This is a genomic window from Stutzerimonas sp. C6.4V (assembly GCF_058536345.1).
In genome coordinates, this window is sequence record NZ_JBZUBM010000002.1 from 1,328,645 (window position 1) to 1,346,961 (window position 18,317).

An 18,317-nucleotide genomic window follows, 5' to 3' on the forward strand; every position below is an offset into this window, starting at 1 on the left:
TAAATCCCGGATTGATGGTTTTTGTATACATAAATCAAACCTTTGTTATGCACTTCCCGCGATCCATACCGGTGCCGCTCTTCCAGAGCGGTTCATCGCCCCCCGTTCGCGTTGGCAGACCCGCTCGGCTACCGCTTGGCGTTCGCGGTTTTGCGAGCCATGCGCGTTTGCACGGGATGCCTTTAAGAGAGCTTTCTGCACTTGAATCGTGCAAGCCAAGCCCAAGGTGCACAAAAAAAGGCGGCCATGGCCGCCTTCATATAGAACCGTCCAGATCAGAACAGGAAATACCGCTGCGCCATTGGCAGCACCTCGGCCGGCTCGCACCAGAGCAGCTGCCCATCCGCGCGCACCTGATAGTTCTGCGGGTCGACCTGAATATCCGGCGTGTAGTCGTTGTGGATCAGGTCTTTCTTCTGCACCGAACGGCAGCCCTTCACCACGCCGATCTTCTTTTTCAGCCCCAGTTGCTCGGGCACGCCGGCCTCGAAGGCGGCCTGGCTGATGAAGGTAAAGCTGGAGGCATGCAGCGAGCCGCCGTAGCTGGCGAACATCGGCCGGTAGTGCACCGGTTGCGGTGTGGGGATCGAGGCGTTGGCGTCGCCCATCAGGCTCGCGGCAATGGCGCCGCCCTTGAGGATCAGCGTCGGCTTCACGCCGAAGAAGGCCGGGCGCCAGAGCACTAGATCCGCCCATTTGCCCACCTCGATCGAGCCCACCTCGTGGCTGACGCCGTGGGTGATCGCGGGGTTGATGGTGTATTTGGCGATGTAGCGCTTGGCGCGGAAGTTGTCGTTGCCTGCGCCGTCGCCGGGCAGGGGGCCGCGCTGCTTCTTCATCTTGTCGGCGGTCTGCCAGGTGCGGGTGATCACCTCGCCGACGCGGCCCATGGCCTGGCTGTCGGAGCTGATCATGGAGAACGCGCCGAGGTCGTGGAGGATGTCTTCGGCGGCGATGGTTTCTCGGCGAATGCGGCTCTCGGCGAAGGCCACGTCCTCGGCGATGCTCGGATCGAGGTGGTGGCAGACCATGAGCATGTCCAGGTGTTCGTCGATGGTGTTGCGGGTGAACGGCCGGGTCGGGTTGGTCGAGCTGGGCAGCACGTTCGGCAGGCTGCAGGCCTTGATGATGTCCGGGGCATGACCGCCACCAGCGCCTTCGGTGTGGTAGGTGTGGATGGTGCGGCCCTTGAACGCGCCGAGGGTGGTCTCGACGAAGCCCGATTCGTTCAGCGTGTCGGTGTGGATCGCGACCTGCACGTCGTACTGGTCGGCGACCGACAGGCAATTGTCGATGGCCGCCGGGGTGGTGCCCCAGTCCTCGTGCAGCTTGAGGCCGATGGCGCCGGCCCTGACCTGCTCGATCAGCGGTTCGGGCAGCGAGGCGTTGCCCTTGCCGGTGAAACCTATGTTCATCGGGAAGGCGTCGGCGGCCTTGAGCATCATCGCCATGTGCCAGGGGCCGGGCGTCACCGTGGTGGCGTTGGTGCCGGTAGCAGGCCCGGTGCCGCCACCGATCATGGTGGTCACGCCGCTCATCAGCGCCTCTTCGATCTGCTGCGGGCAGATGAAGTGGATGTGCGAGTCGATGCCTCCGGCGGTGAGGATCATGCCTTCGCCGGCGATCACTTCGGTGCTGGCGCCGATGGCGATGGTCACATCGGGCTGAATGTCCGGGTTGCCGGCCTTGCCGATGGCGGCGATGCGGCCGTCCTTGAGGCCCACGTCGGCCTTGACGATGCCCCAGTGGTCGATGATCAGCGCATTGGTGATCAGGGTGTCGACCACCTCGGCGGCGCACAACTGGCCCTGGCCCATGCCGTCGCGGATCACCTTGCCGCCGCCGAACTTCACCTCTTCGCCATAGGTGGTGAAGTCCTTTTCGACTTCGATCCACAGGTCGGTGTCGGCCAGGCGCACCTTGTCGCCAACGGTGGGGCCGAACATGTCGGCGTAGGCTTGGCGGGATATCTTCATGGCTGGTGTTCCTTCTGATGCCTTTGGCGTTCTGCCTTCGCTGGAGGCTGGAAAGCTGGAGGCTGGACGAAAGGGCAAAATCGAGTGGCCCTTTGGTTTTTTCGTCCGGCTTCAAGCCTTCAGCGCTCTTTTCGGCTTTTAAAGCTTTCCCATTACCCGTCCGGCAAAGCCGAACACCCGTCTGTCCCCAGCCAAATCGACCAGCTCCACCTCGCGACTCTGGCCTGGCTCGAAGCGCACCGCGGTGCCTGCCGGAATGTTCAGGCGCATGCCGCGGGCGGCGGCGCGGTCGAAGGCGAGCGCGTCGTTGGTTTCGAAGAAGTGGTAGTGCGAGCCGACCTGGATCGGCCGGTCGCCGCTGTTGGCCACGCAGAGGGTGAGGGTGCGGCGGCCGGCGTTGAGCTCGATCTCGCCGTCCTTGATCTGGTATTCGCCGGGAATCATGGATGAGGGTTCCTGTTCAAGGGCAGTTGCATCATGGTCAGGTCCAGCCAGCGGCCGAACTTGCAGCCCACCTGGCGCATCTGTGCGGCATGGATGAAGCCCAGCTGCTGGTGCATATGGATGGAGGCGCGGTTCTCACTTTCGATAGCGGCGATCATCACGTGTTTCTCCAGCGCCCGGGCGCGCTCGATCAAGACCTGCATGAGGCTGCGACCGATGCCGCTGCCACGGTGGTCAGGGCTGACGTAGACCGAGTTCTCGACGGTGTGGCGGAAGCCATCATGAGGGCGCCAGGGGCCGAACGAGGCGTAGCCGGCGACCTGCCCGCGGTCGTCAATGGCGACCAGTACCGGATAGCCCTGCGCGTGACGTTCGGCCAGCCAGGCGCGGCGGTTTTCGAGGTCGACGATCCGGTCGTTCCAGATTGCGGTGCTGTTCTGCACGGCATCGTTGTAGATCTGCAGGATGCCTTCCAGGTCGGTGTCCAGGGCGTCGCGTATCTGCACGTTGAGTTCCTTCCAAGCGGTTCAAGGTCATTAGCAGTAGACATTGACCCATATTTCAGGCGATTGGTTGATGCACGGTGACCAGCTTGGTGCCGTCGGGAAAGGTGGCCTCCACCTGTATCTCCGGAATCATTTCCGGCACGCCTTCCATGACCTGTTCGCGGCTGAGCAGGGTAGTGCCGTAGTGCATCAGCTCGGCAACCGTCTGGCCGTCGCGCGCACCCTCGAGCAGGGCGGCGGAAATGTAGGCCATGGCCTCCGGGTAGTTGAGCTTCACACCGCGGGCCAGCCGGCGCTCGGCCACCAGGCCGGCGGTAAAGATCAGCAGCTTGTCCTTCTCTCTAGGTGACAGATCCATAACAGCTCCAGTCGTAGAGTGGATGTCGCTTTTACATCCACCGGCTCGTGGTCGAGACCACGCAGCGATTATCGGGGCGGCACGTAGCAAGCGCCGGCGTAGGGTGGGCAACGGCGCAGCCTTGCCCACCAAATATTCATGTACTCCAGATCCTCGGCGGCACTGCCTCGCGGTCCAGCAGTGCCGGTCGCAGCAGTCGCCAGAGATCGATCAGCCAGGCGCGGGCATGCAACGCCTCGCCAGCCAGGCAGCGCCCGACAAGCATGCCAGGCAACTGTGTCAGATCGCCTCGGACCTGGTTCGCAAGTCCACGGCACTGCTCCAGCAGTTCAATATCGATCTCGCCACTGACGACCAGGGTAGCGAACACGGGGTGGCCGTCGAGCCCGATGGGCGAGTCGAGCAGCCCGTCTCCACCCCTAACACGCTGGCGTTCATGCCAGAGCAGCTCGCCGTCGCGGCGGATATCCAGCTGCGCCTGGAAGTGCCCGGCTTCGAAACGTTCGTCACTGGCCTTTCTCCCGAGCGCAATGATGTCCCAGTAGAACAACCGCGCATCGCCTTCCAGGTCGATGGATGTTCTCAGCTCGGCCTGCGCCGCCGAGTAGACGATGGTCTCCTGCGGAAGCCATTCGAGCGTGGCACCGGCCTCGACGCGCAACCGTACATCCTGAAATGCCGGGCCGGCGGCGCGATACCACTTCGCCGCACCCGGACTGGTCAGCTGTGCCCAGGCATCAGCGCCAACCGTGGCGCTGATGTCGAGCCGGTCGCCACCGGCAATCCCGCCAGGAGGATGGACGATGATGTGCTGACAAACCTCCGGGCCTTCCGGATAGAGGTGCTTTTGCACCCGCAACGGGCCTTTATGCCGGCGCAGCACGGGCCGCGTCGTCTGGCCGAATGCGGCGTAGGCGAGTGTCAGCTCTGCTTCCCAGCTTGGCGTGAAAATGGGGGGCATTGCAGTCATGGTCGGTACGCGATGGCTTTTATCCAGAAAACGCCAGCAATAGTCGTGCCTCCTGCGCCATTGCGGTGCAGCGGCGTGCGGCCCTTCTGAACAGAACGGCATGGTCTCTCTGGATTGCGGGTGGTCCGCTCGCGCTCACGCTGCACCAGACTGGCGCAAGGTCATGGCTATCGATCCATTTCGCTCTTTTCTGGTGCATGAGTGGCAGCGATACTGCTTCCCCTCTCTGCGCTTTCACCGTGCCGTTAGGCGGTGAGCATAGGCGCTGGTGGCGCGGCGTACCGGCTCGCTAGCGGGTCGGGCCATTGCAGCCCGCCCCGGTTTCAAGCGCCCCGAACCGGGCCGTCTTCTCAATGTCGGCGCGGCAGAGGGTCCCTGTGGTAACGACCGACCCCGGTATAGTCGAGCCAGGTGCCTGCCAGGTCGGTCTGGCCTACGCCGGGCACCTCCCAGTTGCACACGCCTGTCGGGAAGATCCGGGTCAGTCGTGCATAGTCCGCTGAGCTGAAATCAACGGAGTAATCGCGAGGATCGACTGCCTTCAGTTCACATTTGATGATGTTGGACTCGATGGGGCCGCCGGCGACCATTCGCGGCGAGGGGAACGCCGGATAGAGGTCGTTGCAGGCTGACGTACCGGGCCCACCGAAACGTTGCGGCTCGGCGATGAAATCTGGCGTTGCCTCCCGTGTCCAGCAGCCGTCCTGAAGGTCGGCGGGCTTGTTGCGCACCACTTTCTCGGCCCTGGGCGCAGGGCTGGTGTCGGCAGTGATCCGGGCCAGCCAGCGGTCCATCGCCTCCAGAGCGCGGTCTTGGATATAAGCGACGCGGCCCGGATAGGCTGCGTCATCCGCCGCGTTGCCGCCGCCACTCCACATCACGTGGTTGTCGATGTGCCCGTTGGCCTCACGCAGCCGTTCTCGAGTCGAGAAATGATGGAATTTGAGATGGATATCGCCGCCGGGTTGCAGGTCGGTGTAGAGCTGGTCGTAGTCGAGAATCGGCATCGAGGCAAGGCCTCCGCCACCATTGAGCATGCGACCTGTCCTGTAGGCCGCACGTGTGGCGCGCAGGTCTGCGGTCATGCGTTGCGCTGTGAAATTGGCATCGATGTCCATCCCGCCGATTTTCTCGTTCAGGTCAAGAAATTGCGCGGTGCTGATCTGCCCGGCATTCAGCGCTTCCAGCCCGTACTGCACGCCGACGTTGTCCAGCGGACGGCGGGCAAAACCGGTTTGCGGGTCGATCCCGTAGCTGTTGACCGCATGGTCGTAGATGGTTGCCCGAGCGCCGCGCGGGTTGTCGGTCGGGTGGTAACGCAGCGAGGCATCGACCGAAGCGTCGAACTCGGCGGAGGCTCGATCAGGACGACCGGGAACGGGGTCCAGGCGCGCCGCCCCGTTGTCGAGGTTGGCAACGGTGGCAAACACGCCAAAGCCGGATGCGGCCCGCAATTGTTCCTCGGTCCATTTCACGCCCGCGTTCTGGTAGTAGTGCCAGAGCAGGCGTGAGTCGGCGAGCGTATAGGCGGTGCCGAAACCGACCTCCGGAAAGCTGCACGAGGGGATGATGCCGTCGAGCAGACCGGGGTAGTTGTCGCCGATCTGATGCTGCTGGTACGACCCGCCCGAGCAGCCCCAGCCGATGGTGTAGCGCGGCCGACCATAGGTTTCGATAAAGCGTTCCTTGACCATCATCATGGTCTCGGCGGCCAGCAGGTCATCGCAGTTGTTGCCGAACACATTGAGCGAAGCCGATGCGGTGGCGAAACCTCGGGACAGTTCGCGATGGTCCAGCACGCCGCCCGTGCTGCTGCCCTGGCGGTACCAGCCCGACCGGCAGCCACCGCCGAAGTTGTAGACCAGCCGGCCGTTCCAGGCCCCGTCGCGCAGGACGGTTGAAGGGCCGGGGCGTGTCGGGTCGTCCAGTACGGCGGTCTGGTAGATGGCGCGGTTGATGACCCCGGTCTCCAGCCGCACTACGTAGGGTACGGTGGCGCCGTCGAGGGTAGTGGTCATGGTCAGATCACCGGGCGGCACTTGTGGGTCGTAGGGGAGGAACTGGCCGGACTGGGTGCGGTAGAGATAATCCACGCGGCGTTCGACGGTGCAGTTTTCGTCAAGCGGCTCGCCCAGGGTTTCGCCGCCCGGATAGACCTGGAATTCGTTGGTCTCACAAACGAAGGGCTCCTGCTTGGGGCCGGCAAAGACGGGCCCCGACAGCGGGTGGGAGACCAGCACCAGCCAGGCAGGCCCGCTGCCTTTGGCCTGGGCGATGAGCCGGTTGCGGCCTTCCTTGAGTCCTTCGACCAACCCAACCAGCGAACGGCCGTTGTCACTCAGGCGGAATGCCCCGGTGACGTCGGTATCGTTCAGCCTGACCCGCAGCCCTTCGGCAGCGGCCGGGTCTGGCAGCCCGATACGGATCAGTGCGTCGCCACCGCTGAGTTTGTCCGGCCGGTTGGAAAGGCTTTCGAGCGTCAGCCGAGGCGCAGCCTGTGCGGCGCTGCAGATGGCGAGTGAAAGCGAAACGAGGCCGTACCGAATGGCACGCTGGGTACGCCGGTTTTTTATTGTTTTCATGGAAATCGTCCTCGGATACGGGGGGCACCGCATGTCGCACTTGCACCGCTCAGCCGATTGCACGAGAGGTCTGGCCCGGTTGCCTGCGTGCCCTTTAGCGTAGAAGCCGAACAAGCGGTTGCTTCGTTTGGCCGACCACCGGCTGGTATGGCCAGCGGCGAAGCGCGCCGGCAGGTTGCGCAGCAGAAGGGCACCTATCAGGTGTCGAAAATCCATCGCCTCCAGCTGAGAGTGGAAGCGCTCGCAGTGGTTCTGTTGCGGGGATAAGCGCCACGCCGCATAACAATGCTGGACGCCTGCAGGGGCCAGATCCGGCCCGCTTAGATAATGGCTGTACCGAAAATCACGATCGACCACGCAGCAACGAGGCCGACGCTTGCCTCGATTGAATCGATATGACTGCTGCGCCATGTGGCCATCGTGCTCTGCACAGCCAGGCACTGCTGGCGCAGCTCGTTTCTAGATCGCGACCAGCCCCCTCACGCCTTCGGCTTCCATCGTCTCGCCACGTCCCTGCTGGATGATCTCGCCACGGCTCATCACCAAGTACTGGTCGGCCAGTTCGGCGGCAAAGTCATAGAACTGCTCCACCAGGAGGATCGCCATGTCGCCGCGGGCCGCGAGCTTCTTGATCACCGCGCCGATCTCCTTGATCACCGAGGGCTGGATGCCTTCGGTGGGTTCGTCGAGGATCAACAGGCGCGGCTTGCTCGCCAGCGCGCGGCCGATGGCCAGCTGCTGTTGCTGGCCGCCGGAGAGATCACCGCCGCGGCGGTGCTTCATTTCCTTGAGGACCGGGAACAGCTCGTAGATGAACTGGGGTACTTCCCTGGCTTCCCTGGCGCTAAAGCGGGACAGGCCCATCAGCAGGTTTTCCTCGACGGTCAGGCGGCCGAAGATCTCGCGCCCCTGCGGCACATAGGCGATGCCGGCGTGCACGCGCTGGTGCGGCTTGAAGCCGGTGATCGGCTTGCCCTCCCAGTTCACCGCGCCTTCCTTGGCCGGGATCAGGCCCATCAGGCATTTGAGCAGGGTGGTCTTGCCCACGCCGTTGCGTCCGAGCAGGCAGGTGACTTCGCCAATTTTTGCGTCAAAAGACAGGCCGCGGAGGATATGGCTACCGCCGTAGTATTGGTGGAGTGAGTCGACTTGCAGCATAAATTGTTCTCCGTTAGAGAGCTGGAAGCTTTAAGCCGGAAGCTGGAAGCCAAGGCGACTCGGAGCGGCTCTTCCTTCCGACTTCTAGCTTCCAGCTTCAAGCTCATCGTCCGAGATAAACCTCGATCACCCGCTCATCGTTCTGCACGGTTTCGAGCGAGCCTTCGGCCAGCAGCTGGCCCTGGTGCAGCACGGTGACGTGGTCGGCGATGGTGTCGACGAAGCCCATGTCGTGCTCGACCACAATCAGCGAGTGCTTGCGCGCCAGGCTCTTGAACAGCTCGGCGGTGAACTCGGTTTCGGCGTCGGTCATGCCGGCCACCGGTTCGTCGAGCAAGAGCAGTTGCGGGTCCTGCATCAGCAGCATGCCGATTTCGAGAAACTGCTTCTGGCCGTGGGAGAGCAGCCCAGCCGGGCGATTGCGCGAGGTGTCCAGGCGAATGGTGCTCAGCACCTCGTCGATGCGGTCCCGCTGCTCGCCGTTGAGCTTGGCTTTCAGGCTCGCCCACACCGACTTGTCGGTTTTCTGCGCCAGCTCCAGGTTCTCGAACACGCTCAATGCCTCGAACACCGTCGGCTTCTGGAACTTGCGGCCGATGCCGGACTGGGCAATCTCGACTTCGCTCATGCGCGTCAGGTCGAGGGTGTCGCCGAAGAAAGCCGTGCCGCTGTCGGGACGGGTCTTGCCGGTGATGACGTCCATCATGGTGGTCTTGCCGGCGCCGTTGGGGCCGATGATGCAGCGCAGTTCGCCGACGCCGATGTAGAGGCTCAGATTCGTCAGCGCCTTGAAGCCATCGAAACTGACGTTGATGTCCTCCAGGCTGAGGATGGTCCCGTGGCGGGCATCCAGGCCGGCGCTCTTCACGCGGCCAAGCCCAATGGCATCGCGGCCGCTGCCGCTGGCGTCTGCGACGTCGATCAGTTCGGGTACGGGTGCGGTTTTCATCCTTCGCCCCTCCGGCGCAGCAATCCGATGACGCCTTTCGGCAGGTACAGGGTGACGACGATGAAGAGCGCACCCAGGGCGAACAGCCAGTACTCGGGGAAGGCGACGGTGAACCAGCTCTTCATGCCGTTGACGATGCCGGCGCCTAGCAGCGGGCCGATCAGTGTTCCGCGCCCGCCGAGCGCAACCCAGACAGCCGCCTCGATGGACTGCGTCGGCGCCATTTCGCTGGGGTTGATGATGCCCACCTGTGGCACGTAGAGCGCACCGGCCAGGCCGCAAAGCACTGCGGACAGCGTCCAGATGAACAGCTTGTAGCCGCGCGGATCGTAGCCGCAGAACATCAGGCGGTTTTCCGCGTCACGCAGCGCGGTCAGCACCCGGCCGAACTTGCTGCGCGCTAGCTTCCAACCCAGCAGCAGGCTGCCGGCCAGCAACGCCACGGTGGCCAGGAAGAGCGCGGCGCGGGTGCCCGGTGCGGTGATGTCGAAGCCGAGGATACGGGTGAAGCCGGTGAAGCCGTTATTGCCGCCAAAACCCGTCTCGTTGCGGAAGAACAGGAGCATGCCGGCGAAGGTCAGCGCCTGGGTCATGATCGAGAAGTACACGCCCTTGATCCGCGAGCGGAAGGCGAAGAAGCCGAAGACGAAGGCCAGCACGCCGGGCGCCAGCACCACCAGGCACATGGCCCAGAGAAAGCTCGACGTGCCGTACCAGTACCAGGGCAGCTCGGTCCAGGCGAGAAAGCTCATGAAGGCGGGCAGACCGTCGCCGGCACTCTGGCGCATCAGGTACATGCCCATGGCGTAACCGCCGAGGGCGAAGAACAGGCCGTGACCGAGGGACAGCAAGCCCGCATAGCCCCAGACCAGATCCAGCGCCAGGGCGACGATGGCGTAGCAGAGGATCTTGCCCACCAGGGTCAGGGTGTAGGCCGAAACGTGCAGGGCATGCTCGGCCGGCAGCAGGTGCAGCAGCGGCATGGCGACGAGGACGGCCAGCGCGAGGCCGAGGGCGATGACCGTGGCTTTCGGCCCAGCTTTCTGCGCGGCGGTGAGGGTAAGTGGCTGGTTCAATCGATGACCCTCCCCTTGAGAGCGAAGAGCCCCTGCGGACGCTTCTGGATGAAGAGGATGATCAGCGCGAGGATGAGGATCTTGCCCAGCACGGCGCCGATCTGCGGTTCGAGGATCTTGTTGGCGATGCCGAGGCCGAAGGCGGCGAAGATGCTGCCGGCCAGCTGGCCGACACCGCCGAGCACCACCACCAGGAAGGAATCGATGATGTAGCTCTGGCCGAGGTCCGGGCCGACGTTGCCGATCTGGCTCAGGGCCACGCCGCCGAGCCCGGCGATGCCGGAACCCAGCCCGAAGGCCATCATGTCGATGCGCCCGGTGGGCACGCCGCAGCAGGCGGCCATGTTGCGGTTCTGCGTTACCGCGCGCACGTTCAGGCCCAGACGCGTCTTGTTCAGCAAGAGCCAGGTCAGGAGCACCACGAACAGCGCGAAGCCGATGATCACCATGCGGTTGTACGGCAGCACCAGGTTCGGCAGCACCTGCAGGCCGCCGGACAGCCAGGCCGGGTTGGCGACCTCGACGTTCTGCGCGCCGAACAGCACTCGCACCAGCTGGATCAGGATCAGGCTGATGCCCCAGGTCGCCAGCAGGGTTTCCAGCGGGCGGCCGTACAGATGGCGGATCACCGTGCGCTCCAGCGCCATGCCGATCGCGGCGGTGACGAAGAAGGCCACCGGCAGCGCCACCAGCGGGTAGAAGGCGAGGGCTTCCGGGGCGAGCCGCGCCATCAGCACCTGCACCATGTAGGTGGTGTAGGCCCCGAGCATCAGCATCTCGCCGTGGGCCATGTTGATCACCCCGAGCAGGCCGAAGGTGATCGCCAGGCCGAGGGCGGCGAGCAGCAGGATCGAGCCCAGCGACAGGCCGCTGAAGGCCTGGCCGAGCAGCTCGCCGATCAGGAGCTTGCGCTTGACCTGTGCCAGGCTGGTCTCGGCGGCCTTGCGCACGTTGGCGTCGGTTTCCGCCTCGTCGGCCAGCAGGTTCTCCAGACGCACCCGGGCCATGGGCGCGCCGGTTTCGCCGAGCAGGCGCACCGCGGCGAGGCGTACTGCGGGGTCGCTTGCGGTCAGCTGCAGGTTGGCCAGCGCCAGGGTCAGCGCTTCGCTGACGCCGGCATCGTCCTCGGCGTCCAGGCGCTGCTGGAGCAGCTCGAGCTGTTCCGGTTGGCCGCTGCGCTGCAGGCGCTTGGCCGCGGTGAGACGCTGCGCCGGGTCGTCGGCGAACAGCTGATGGCTCGCCAGTGCCGTGTTGAGCAAGCCGCGCAGGCGGTTGTTCAGGCGCAGTTTCTTCAGCGTGCCGACGGGTTCGGCGTCGCCTTCGAGGGCGCGATAAGTGTCGCCGTCCTCGATAAAGGGCGTGTTGTTCTTATCGATCAACACGCGGCTGGCGCGCAGGGCTTCGATCAGCTCCAGGCGCTCGGGTACGGGCGCGATGGCCCAGCCTTCCAGCAGCTTGGCCTGTTTGGCCGGGCTGGCCTTGGCGTAATCGGCTGCGTCTCCGGCCTGCGCCGCCCAGGGCAGGGCGAGCAGGAGCAGCAGTAATAATCGGTGTAGGGCAGTGTTCATTCAGGCATTCCCCAGGGGAAGACGCGTGCTCTCTTGGCGGAGCTGACGGCGGATAGGGTGGCGCAGACGGCATAGTTTCGTAGGGTGGGCTTCAGCCCTCCGATGACACCACTGGTGGGCTGAAGCCCACCCTACGTACCGTGCGACATCTGCTGGTGGGCTGAAGCGAAACGCCGTCCGGCCCGCCCTTCCGAAGCGGCAGGGCCGTTACGAACAGGATGCCGCGTTCGTTCAGCCTCCAGCCTTCAGCGCTTTTTCCGTCAATCGCTCTTAACGGCGTAATCCGGCTTCTTGTCGTTGCCCGGGATGTAGGGGCTCCACGGCTGGGCGCGGACCGGGCTTTCGGTTTCCCAGACCACCGAGAACTGGCCGTCCTCCTGGACCTCGCCGATCATCACCGGCTTGTGCAGGTGGTGGTTCTTCTCGTCCATGGTCAGGGTGTAGCCGCTCGGCGCCTCGAAGGTCTGCCCGGCGAGGGCATCGCGCACCTTGTCCACCTCGGTGCTGCCGGCCTTCTCGACCGCCTGCGCCCACATGTGGATGCCGACGTAGGTGGCTTCCATCGGGTCGTTGGTCACCGCCTTGTCGGCGCCCGGCAGGTTCTGGGCCTTGGCGTAGGCCTTCCACTTGCTGACGAAGGCTTCGTTGACCGGGTTCTCCACCGACTGGAAGTAGTTCCAGGCGGCCAGGTGACCGACCAGCGGCTTGGTGTCGATGCCGCGCAGCTCTTCTTCGCCGACCGAGAAGGCGACGACCGGAACGTCGGTGGCGTCCAGGCCCTGGTTGGCCAGCTCCTTGTAGAAGGGCACGTTGGAGTCGCCGTTGATGGTCGACACCACGGCGGTCTTGCCGCCGGCGGAGAACTTCTTGATGTTGGCGACGATGGTCTGGTAATCGCTGTGACCGAAGGGGGTGTAGACCTCTTCGATGCTGGATTCCGGCACGCCCTTGCTGATCAGGAAGGCGCGCAGGATCTTGTTGGTGGTGCGCGGGTAGACGTAGTCGGTGCCGAGCAGGAAGAAGCGCTCGGCGCTGCCGCCGTCTTCGCTCATCAGGTACTCGACGGCCGGGATGGCCTGCTGGTTCGGCGCGGCGCCGGTGTAGAAGACGTTCGGCGACAGTTCCTCGCCTTCGTACTGCACCGGGTAGAACAGCAGGCCGTCCAGTTCTTCATAGACCGGCAGCACGGATTTGCGCGAAACCGAAGTCCAGCAACCGAAGGTCACCGCGACCTTGTCCTGGGTCAGCAGCTGACGGCCTTTCTCGGCGAACAGCGGCCAGTTCGACGCCGGATCGACCACCACCGGCTCGAGCTGCTTGCCGAGCACGCCGCCCTTGGCGTTGATCTCGTCGATGGTCATCAGCGCCATGTCCTTGAGCGAGGTCTCGGAGATGGCCATGGTGCCGGACAGCGAATGCAGGATGCCGACCTTGATGGTTTCGGCGGCCTGCAGGGTGAAGGGGAACAGACCGCTGAGCATCAGGGCGCTGGCGGCGAGAGTGGACTTCAGTAGGGGACGGCGTTTCATGGTGGGCGGCTCCTTGGCTGTCCATGCGCAACTGTGGGGTTGGTCCTTTGGGACTGGGAGCGCTATCGCAGCATCCGTGCCAATTCATTCCAAACGCTCTGGCATGGGGCTTTGCTGTAGTTCTGACGAGTGCGCCCTAACGGGGCGTAATACCGGCGGGGTGCAATAACGGGGCGGCCGGTGCTCCGTGGGGCAGCGCGTTGCACGCTTGTGGTGCGAAACAGATTTCGGGTTCGCCGGTGCCGACCGATGCAGTCAGGCGCCGCTGCTTGCGGGGTTCGGCTCGTCGCCCTAGCATGGCCGGCCTGCTAATAAAGGCTTCGTCATGCCTCGTATCTCTCGCCCCCGTCCACCGCGCCCTGCCGCAGCGCGATCGCAACCACGACGTGTGGCCAAGGCGCCGCCTGCCGAGCCGCGGCTGCTGTTGTTGAACAAACCGTTCGACGTGCTCACGCAGTTCAACGATGCGGACGGCCGCGCCACCCTGAAGGACTTCGTGCCGGTGCCAGGCGTGTATCCGGCCGGGCGGCTGGATCGCGACAGCGAAGGGCTGCTGCTGCTCACCAACGACGGACAACTGCAGGCGCGCATTGCCGATCCCAAGCACAAGTTGGCCAAGACCTACTGGGTGCAGGTGGAAGGAGAAGTCACCGCTGAACAGCTGCAGCGGCTGCGCGACGGTGTCGAGCTCAACGACGGCATGACGCTACCGGCCGAGGCTCGGCAGCTCGACGAGCCCGGGCTGTGGCCGCGCACCCCGCCAGTGCGCTTTCGCAAAAGCGTGCCGACGAGCTGGCTGGAATTGGTGATTCGCGAGGGGCGCAACCGTCAGGTACGGCGAATGACCGCGGCGGTCGGTCTGCCAACGCTGCGGCTGGTGCGGGTCAGGATCGGGCCCTGGGCGCTGGACGGACTGCAGCCCGGCGAATGGCGGGAAGTGCCGGCGCGCTTGTAAAACGCCGCCCACCCGCGATCACTGATCAGTGCGGAATGCCCTGTGTCACTTCGATGATGTAGCCAATGATCGGCTTGGCGAGAAAGGCAAACAGGCACAGGCCGAGGCCCAGAAACAGAATCGCTGTGCCTAGGCGGCCAGCTTTGGATTTCTTCGCCAGATCCCAGATGATGAACGCCATGAAGGCCATCAGTCCGCCGACCAGGACGATCATCATCCACTTTTCGAATACTTCGGGTTCCACGCGAGTCTCCTGACTGACTTCGACGATGGCGCCTGCGGCAGGCCGGGCGCGAAAGCGCGGCAGTATACCCCTGCACAACGCGGCGCGTGTGCCACCGGTGGTTGGACGGTCATGCCCGCGAAGCGTTCGGATCACGCCGACCGGGCGCCGGTGCGGCGAAATGTCCCACCTGTAATCAGTAGGCGGCCTTGATCACGTCGATGCCCTTGTTCAGCACCACGCGCCAGGCCTGCAGGTCCGCCTGCTGCAGCTCATCATCGTGCTGGCCGATGGTCTTCAGCAGCGCCGCGACCCATAGGTCGTAGAGCTCCGGATGTATGTCCAGCTGGGTGCGCGAATGGCTCTGGCCCAAGGCGCGGAGCTTGGTATCAGGCATGCCGCGGGCGAACAGCACCAGATTGAGAATGCCGGCGCGCAGCAGCTGCTTCTGGGCGGTCATGTCGGTACGGGCGAACTTCTCGCGTATCGCTGGCGAGCTGGCGAGAAAGGTGGCGTAGAAGTCATCGAAGAAATGGGGACTGGCGCAGCAGCGGCCATAGCTCTGCATAACGCGGTTGGTGTCGTTCATCGGGCATCCCTTGCACGAAAGATCTGGAGCGACGCCCGCGATGGGGCGTCGCATTCGGTAGTTCCGCCCACCTGACGGGTCGGAAACCAAGGGCGCGGATTATAGGCAGTAACCCTGCGAAAAGTAGGGTTCTGGCTGTGCGCTGTGTCTCAGCTACGCAAATGCTCCAGTGGCAGCTCCGTGCTTGACGACACCTGCCGCAGGACGAAGCTGGAGCGCACGCTCGACACCCCTTCGATACGGGTCAGGGTGCCGAGCAGAAAGGCCTGGTAATGCTCCATGTCGGGCACCACGACCTTGAGCTGGTAGTCGGCATCCATTCCGGTCACCAGGCTGCATTCCAGCACCTCCGGACATTTGGCGATGACGCCTTCGAAGTGCTCGAAGCGCTCCGGTGTGTGCCTGTCCATGCCGATCAGCACGTAGGCGGTCAGCGTCAGGCCAAGTTTCTTGCGGTCCAGAAGTGCGACCTGACGGGCAATGAAGCCATCATCCTCGAGCTGCTTGACCCGTCGGGAGCAGGGCGAGGGCGACAGGCCGATGCGCTCCGCCAGCTCCTGGTTGGAGATACGTGCGTCGTGCTGCAGTTCGCCAAGAATCCGCAAGTCGTAGCGGTCGAGTTTGCTCATTTCGGAAGGCTTGCGTCGATAGGTTGCGCAAAACTATGTTCTTTTAGGTCTGCGTTGCGCAAGTGGCTTGTAAATGAGCAATCTTCGCAAGCATCTGTCGGCAGGGGCGGCGTAAGCTTTATCCAACTTCAGCCCCCGGCAGAAAGGACACGGCATGCGATCCCCGCCGTGACCTCCGAAACGCCTTACCAAGGTCGACGGTCCGGGCCCCCGACGCTCACGAGGTGTCGAGAGAAGAAGCCGTTACCATCGGCCCAACGAATCGAAAAGACCATGCCCAGGCGTGGTCTTTTTCGTTTTGGTGTTTTGTTTGGTCTAGGTGCTGACCGGTCTCTATTGCCGAGTCGGCTGATAGCTAAGTTTCGCTCTGCATTAAGCTGTGAGAGCGGCCTTGGCCGCGAAGCTGTTGGGCTCTTGGGGCACGTGGTTACACACATTGGCCAGGTTGGCTGAGGCATTGGTTTCGCCCTGCTGGGCGAGTCACTTTTTCCAGACGCGGAAAAAGTAACCAAAAACGCTTGCCCCTGCATCCGGCCCCGGCTACGCCGGGGTTCCCTCGCTCCGGTGACATTCCAGGGGCCCGCCGCGAAGGGCCATCCCTGGCCCATCGCGGCTCTCGCGGCATCCATGCCGCTCAACCCCTTCCACATCACCTGCGCTCGGCCTGCTGAAAGGGGCGATTCAGTGGTGTTTGATGGGTCGTGCAAATAAGCGGGAAAGTAGCGCGGATGGGATGAGGAAAGTCTCGCGAAGCGAGACCCGGATGCAGGGGCAAGACCTTTTGGTTCCTTATGGGGGGCCGTCCATCCGGGCAACTGCCAAAAGGGACTCGCCCAGCAGGGCGAAACCAGCGCTATCAGAGCGCGGGCTAATTGTGTGAGCTCTGGGCTGGGCGCCGCTACTGCGCGCTTTACGCGAGGTTTACGGGTGCGGCCTAACCACCTCAAGCGGATCCGCATGCACCAACACCTCGGCCCGCGGATACTGAGCGTGAATCGCCGCCTCGACCTGATCGCACAAGGCATGCGCTTCGATCAATGGCAGCTGTCCAGGCAGCTCCAGATGCATCTGCACGAACCAGCGGGTACCGGAAACCCGGGTGCGAAGGTCATGGCAGCCGACCACACCTGGTACGTCGCAAGCCAGCCTGTGCATGTCCTCACTGATCTCCGGCGACAGCTCGGTATCCATCAGTACCGCACCGGCCTCGCGCACGATGCTCAGCGCGCTCCAGAAGATGTACACCGCGATGGCGATGCCAAACACGGCGTCCAGGCGCTCCAGGCCATAGCCGGCCAGCACCAGTGCGACAAGGATGCTGCTGTTGAGCAGCAGGTCGGAGCGGTAGTGCAGCGAGTCGGCGCGAATCGCCGTGGAGCCGGTCTCACGCACCACGTGACGTTGATACATCAGCAGCGCCACGGTCAGCGCCAGTGACAGCAGCATCACGGCGATGCCCAGCGTCGGCGCGCCCAGCGGTTGCGGGTGGAGCATGCGATCCACGCCCTGGACGCAGACAAGAATCGCGCTGACGGAAATGAACGCACCCTGGCCGAGGCCTGCCAACGCCTCGGCCTTGCCGTGACCGTAGCGATGATCATCGTCAGCGGGGCGCAGGGAATAGTGCACGGCCAACAGGTTAAGAAGCGAGGCGGCACCGTCCAGCAAGGAGTCGGTGAGCCCCGCCAGCAGGCTCACCGAGCCACTCAGCCACCAGGCCAGCGCCTTGCTGGCGGCAAGCGTCAGCGCCACGGCCAACGCAAGCCGCGTGGCGCGGCGCATCAACCGTGCGTGCTCGGCGCTGACCCCTTTGCGCTCGCGGGTGTGCTGCATCAGGCGGCCGGGCGAAGTCCGAAGGCGGCGAGCTGCTCCACATTGCCGGTGTGCCTGATCAGGCGCGGATCGTCCAGCGGCAGGCTGCGGCCGGTTTCGCTTTCGATGATGGCCTTGAGCTTGGCCTGGTCGATTTCGCCGTCAGCGCCAATGGCGTCCTGGAGTTTTTCCGGGGCCATGGAGTAATTGCTGTCAGGCAGGTAGATCGCGCCGGTGGCAAAGTCGATACCAAACGCGATCAGGCCGGGGATAACGTAGAACAGCAGGCCGACGGCATTGGCGACGGCAATGGCGGGATCGATCCTGCCATCGATCTGGCCCCGGCGATCCGGGTAGAACAGCGTGCCGCAAGCAGTCAGTTGGGTGAACAGGGAGACGGCCAGCACGCCGCCGATGACACGGGAACGAGTACGCATAAGGACCTCCGGGGAAAGTGGCGCAACTATACAAGGGCTGTGTGATGTTTTCCCGATATCAGACACCTTGGCGGCGCAGTCTGTTCGGCCTCGGTGGAAGGTCCCGGGGTGCTGCCCGCTGCGTTGTGGCCTCGTCTCGTTATAATCGCGGCCCTGAACGGAGCCCCCATGATCGCCTTGCCCATCGATGAAGCCCTGCCGGCGCTGCGCCAGGCCCTGCTAACCCGTGATGAAGCGGTGCTCGAAGCGCCGCCTGGCGCCGGCAAGACCACCCGCGTCCCGCTGGCGCTGCTAGATGAGCCGTGGCTGGACGGACAGACGATCCTGATGCTCGAACCGCGGCGTCTTGCGGCGCGTGCGGCGGCCGAACGCCTGGCCAGCGAGCTGGGCGAAAAGGTCGGTCAAACCGTTGGCTATCGCATCCGCCTGGAGAGCAGGGTCGGACCGAACACCCGTGTCGAGGTGGTCACCGAAGGCATTCTTGCGCGCCGCTTGCAGGATGATCCGACGCTTGAAGGTGTCGGGCTGGTGATCTTCGATGAATTCCACGTTTTGC

General features: G+C 64.0%; 19 protein-coding genes. 3 read left to right on the forward strand and 16 right to left on the reverse strand.

The window, feature by feature from the left end; all coding sequences use genetic code 11:
- Positions 1–275 precede the first annotated feature (275 nt).
- Positions 276–1,976 (reverse strand): urease subunit alpha, encoded by a 1,701-nt coding sequence (ureC, locus tag AC4LFW_RS21840; RefSeq protein ID WP_491822104.1) that lies wholly within the window; start codon positions 1,974–1,976, stop codon positions 276–278.
- On the opposite strand from ureC, the gene AC4LFW_RS21845 reads away from it, so the two are divergent.
- Positions 1,975–2,118: a hypothetical protein gene (locus AC4LFW_RS21845; RefSeq protein WP_491822106.1), complete on the forward strand. Its 144-nt coding sequence runs from the start codon at positions 1,975–1,977 to the stop codon at positions 2,116–2,118. The two genes, ureC and AC4LFW_RS21845, sit on opposite strands and share 2 nt — an antisense overlap.
- Here AC4LFW_RS21845 and AC4LFW_RS21850 read toward each other — a convergent pair.
- From AC4LFW_RS21850 to urtA, 10 genes are all read right to left on the reverse strand, one after another.
- Entirely contained in the window at positions 2,115–2,420 is a 306-nt protein-coding gene (locus tag AC4LFW_RS21850) for an urease subunit beta (RefSeq protein WP_491822108.1), read from the reverse strand. The genes AC4LFW_RS21845 and AC4LFW_RS21850 overlap by 4 nt on opposite strands.
- On the reverse strand, positions 2,417–2,926 hold the full coding sequence (locus AC4LFW_RS21855; protein ID WP_491822110.1) for a GNAT family N-acetyltransferase: 510 nt from the start codon (positions 2,924–2,926) through the stop codon (positions 2,417–2,419). Before AC4LFW_RS21855 ends, AC4LFW_RS21850 begins: the two co-directional genes overlap by 4 nt.
- Positions 2,927–2,981: 55 nt before the next feature.
- Complete coding sequence (gene ureA, locus AC4LFW_RS21860; protein ID WP_003283033.1) at positions 2,982–3,284, reverse strand: urease subunit gamma; 303 nt, start codon at positions 3,282–3,284, stop codon at positions 2,982–2,984.
- Positions 3,285–3,420: 136 nt separating this feature from the next.
- Complete coding sequence (locus AC4LFW_RS21865) at positions 3,421–4,254, reverse strand: urease accessory protein UreD (RefSeq protein WP_491822112.1); 834 nt, start codon at positions 4,252–4,254, stop codon at positions 3,421–3,423.
- Between the two features lie 350 nt (positions 4,255–4,604).
- On the reverse strand, positions 4,605–6,836 hold the full coding sequence (locus AC4LFW_RS21870) for a DUF6351 family protein (protein ID WP_491822114.1): 2,232 nt from the start codon (positions 6,834–6,836) through the stop codon (positions 4,605–4,607).
- 459 nt (positions 6,837–7,295) lie between these two features.
- Positions 7,296–7,994, reverse strand: a complete 699-nt coding sequence (gene urtE, locus AC4LFW_RS21875; RefSeq protein ID WP_491822116.1) for an urea ABC transporter ATP-binding subunit UrtE — start codon at positions 7,992–7,994, stop codon at positions 7,296–7,298.
- A 103-nt stretch (positions 7,995–8,097) separates the two neighbouring features.
- Positions 8,098–8,943 carry an urea ABC transporter ATP-binding protein UrtD gene (gene urtD / locus AC4LFW_RS21880; protein WP_491822118.1) on the reverse strand — a complete coding sequence of 282 codons (846 nt, stop codon included), beginning with the start codon at positions 8,941–8,943 and terminating at the stop codon, positions 8,098–8,100.
- Positions 8,940–10,019, reverse strand: a complete 1,080-nt coding sequence (gene urtC / locus AC4LFW_RS21885; protein WP_491822120.1) for an urea ABC transporter permease subunit UrtC — start codon at positions 10,017–10,019, stop codon at positions 8,940–8,942. The genes urtD and urtC overlap by 4 nt, the downstream gene beginning before the upstream one ends.
- Positions 10,016–11,587 (reverse strand): urea ABC transporter permease subunit UrtB, encoded by a 1,572-nt coding sequence (urtB, locus tag AC4LFW_RS21890; RefSeq protein WP_491822122.1) that lies wholly within the window; start codon positions 11,585–11,587, stop codon positions 10,016–10,018. The genes urtC and urtB overlap by 4 nt, the downstream gene beginning before the upstream one ends.
- Positions 11,588–11,847: 260 nt before the next feature.
- Entirely contained in the window at positions 11,848–13,116 is a 1,269-nt protein-coding gene (gene urtA, locus AC4LFW_RS21895; protein WP_491822124.1) for an urea ABC transporter substrate-binding protein, read from the reverse strand.
- Between the two features lie 325 nt (positions 13,117–13,441).
- Here urtA and AC4LFW_RS21900 point away from each other — a divergent pair, with 325 nt between their 5' ends.
- Positions 13,442–14,071, forward strand: coding sequence for a pseudouridine synthase (locus tag AC4LFW_RS21900; RefSeq protein ID WP_491822126.1), 630 nt, complete (start codon positions 13,442–13,444; stop codon positions 14,069–14,071).
- A gap of 25 nt (positions 14,072–14,096) precedes the next feature.
- Here the strand turns inward: AC4LFW_RS21900 and AC4LFW_RS21905 are convergent, their stop codons facing one another.
- The 5 genes from AC4LFW_RS21905 to AC4LFW_RS21925 all read right to left on the reverse strand — a co-directional run bounded on the left by AC4LFW_RS21905 (position 14,097) and on the right by AC4LFW_RS21925 (position 17,761).
- Positions 14,097–14,315, reverse strand: a complete 219-nt coding sequence (locus AC4LFW_RS21905; protein WP_491822128.1) for a DUF2788 domain-containing protein — start codon at positions 14,313–14,315, stop codon at positions 14,097–14,099.
- A 175-nt stretch (positions 14,316–14,490) separates the two neighbouring features.
- Complete coding sequence (locus AC4LFW_RS21910) at positions 14,491–14,883, reverse strand: globin (RefSeq protein ID WP_491822130.1); 393 nt, start codon at positions 14,881–14,883, stop codon at positions 14,491–14,493.
- Between the two features lie 149 nt (positions 14,884–15,032).
- Entirely contained in the window at positions 15,033–15,512 is a 480-nt protein-coding gene (locus AC4LFW_RS21915) for an Lrp/AsnC family transcriptional regulator (protein ID WP_491822132.1), read from the reverse strand.
- A gap of 921 nt (positions 15,513–16,433) precedes the next feature.
- Positions 16,434–17,345 (reverse strand): cation diffusion facilitator family transporter, encoded by a 912-nt coding sequence (locus AC4LFW_RS21920; RefSeq protein WP_491822134.1) that lies wholly within the window; start codon positions 17,343–17,345, stop codon positions 16,434–16,436.
- Positions 17,345–17,761, reverse strand: coding sequence for a polyribonucleotide nucleotidyltransferase (locus AC4LFW_RS21925; RefSeq protein WP_491822136.1), 417 nt, complete (start codon positions 17,759–17,761; stop codon positions 17,345–17,347). The genes AC4LFW_RS21920 and AC4LFW_RS21925 overlap by 1 nt, the downstream gene beginning before the upstream one ends.
- A 168-nt stretch (positions 17,762–17,929) precedes the next feature.
- Here AC4LFW_RS21925 and AC4LFW_RS21930 point away from each other — a divergent pair.
- A partial coding sequence (locus tag AC4LFW_RS21930; RefSeq protein WP_491822138.1) for a DEAD/DEAH box helicase occupies positions 17,930–18,317 on the forward strand: 388 nt, incomplete at its 3' end.

Bases quoted from the DNA above. Each gene is read 5' to 3' on its own strand.
- AC4LFW_RS21845 (WP_491822106.1), top strand. From the start codon at position 1,975: ATGGCTGGTGTTCCTTCTGATGCCTTTGGCGTTCTGCCTTCGCTGGAG.
- ureC (WP_491822104.1), bottom strand. From the start codon at position 1,976: ATGAAGATATCCCGCCAAGCCTACGCCGACATGTTCGGCCCCACCGTT.
- AC4LFW_RS21850 (WP_491822108.1), bottom strand. From the start codon at position 2,420: ATGATTCCCGGCGAATACCAGATCAAGGACGGCGAGATCGAGCTCAAC.
- ureA (WP_003283033.1), bottom strand. From the start codon at position 3,284: ATGGATCTGTCACCTAGAGAGAAGGACAAGCTGCTGATCTTTACCGCC.
- AC4LFW_RS21865 (WP_491822112.1), bottom strand. From the start codon at position 4,254: ATGACTGCAATGCCCCCCATTTTCACGCCAAGCTGGGAAGCAGAGCTG.
- AC4LFW_RS21870 (WP_491822114.1), bottom strand. From the start codon at position 6,836: ATGAAAACAATAAAAAACCGGCGTACCCAGCGTGCCATTCGGTACGGC.
- urtE (WP_491822116.1), bottom strand. From the start codon at position 7,994: ATGCTGCAAGTCGACTCACTCCACCAATACTACGGCGGTAGCCATATC.
- urtD (WP_491822118.1), bottom strand. From the start codon at position 8,943: ATGAAAACCGCACCCGTACCCGAACTGATCGACGTCGCAGACGCCAGC.
- urtB (WP_491822122.1), bottom strand. From the start codon at position 11,587: ATGAACACTGCCCTACACCGATTATTACTGCTGCTCCTGCTCGCCCTG.
- urtA (WP_491822124.1), bottom strand. From the start codon at position 13,116: ATGAAACGCCGTCCCCTACTGAAGTCCACTCTCGCCGCCAGCGCCCTG.
- AC4LFW_RS21900 (WP_491822126.1), top strand. From the start codon at position 13,442: ATGCCTCGTATCTCTCGCCCCCGTCCACCGCGCCCTGCCGCAGCGCGA.
- AC4LFW_RS21910 (WP_491822130.1), bottom strand. From the start codon at position 14,883: ATGAACGACACCAACCGCGTTATGCAGAGCTATGGCCGCTGCTGCGCC.
- AC4LFW_RS21915 (WP_491822132.1), bottom strand. From the start codon at position 15,512: ATGAGCAAACTCGACCGCTACGACTTGCGGATTCTTGGCGAACTGCAG.
- AC4LFW_RS21920 (WP_491822134.1), bottom strand. From the start codon at position 17,345: ATGCAGCACACCCGCGAGCGCAAAGGGGTCAGCGCCGAGCACGCACGG.
- AC4LFW_RS21925 (WP_491822136.1), bottom strand. From the start codon at position 17,761: ATGCGTACTCGTTCCCGTGTCATCGGCGGCGTGCTGGCCGTCTCCCTG.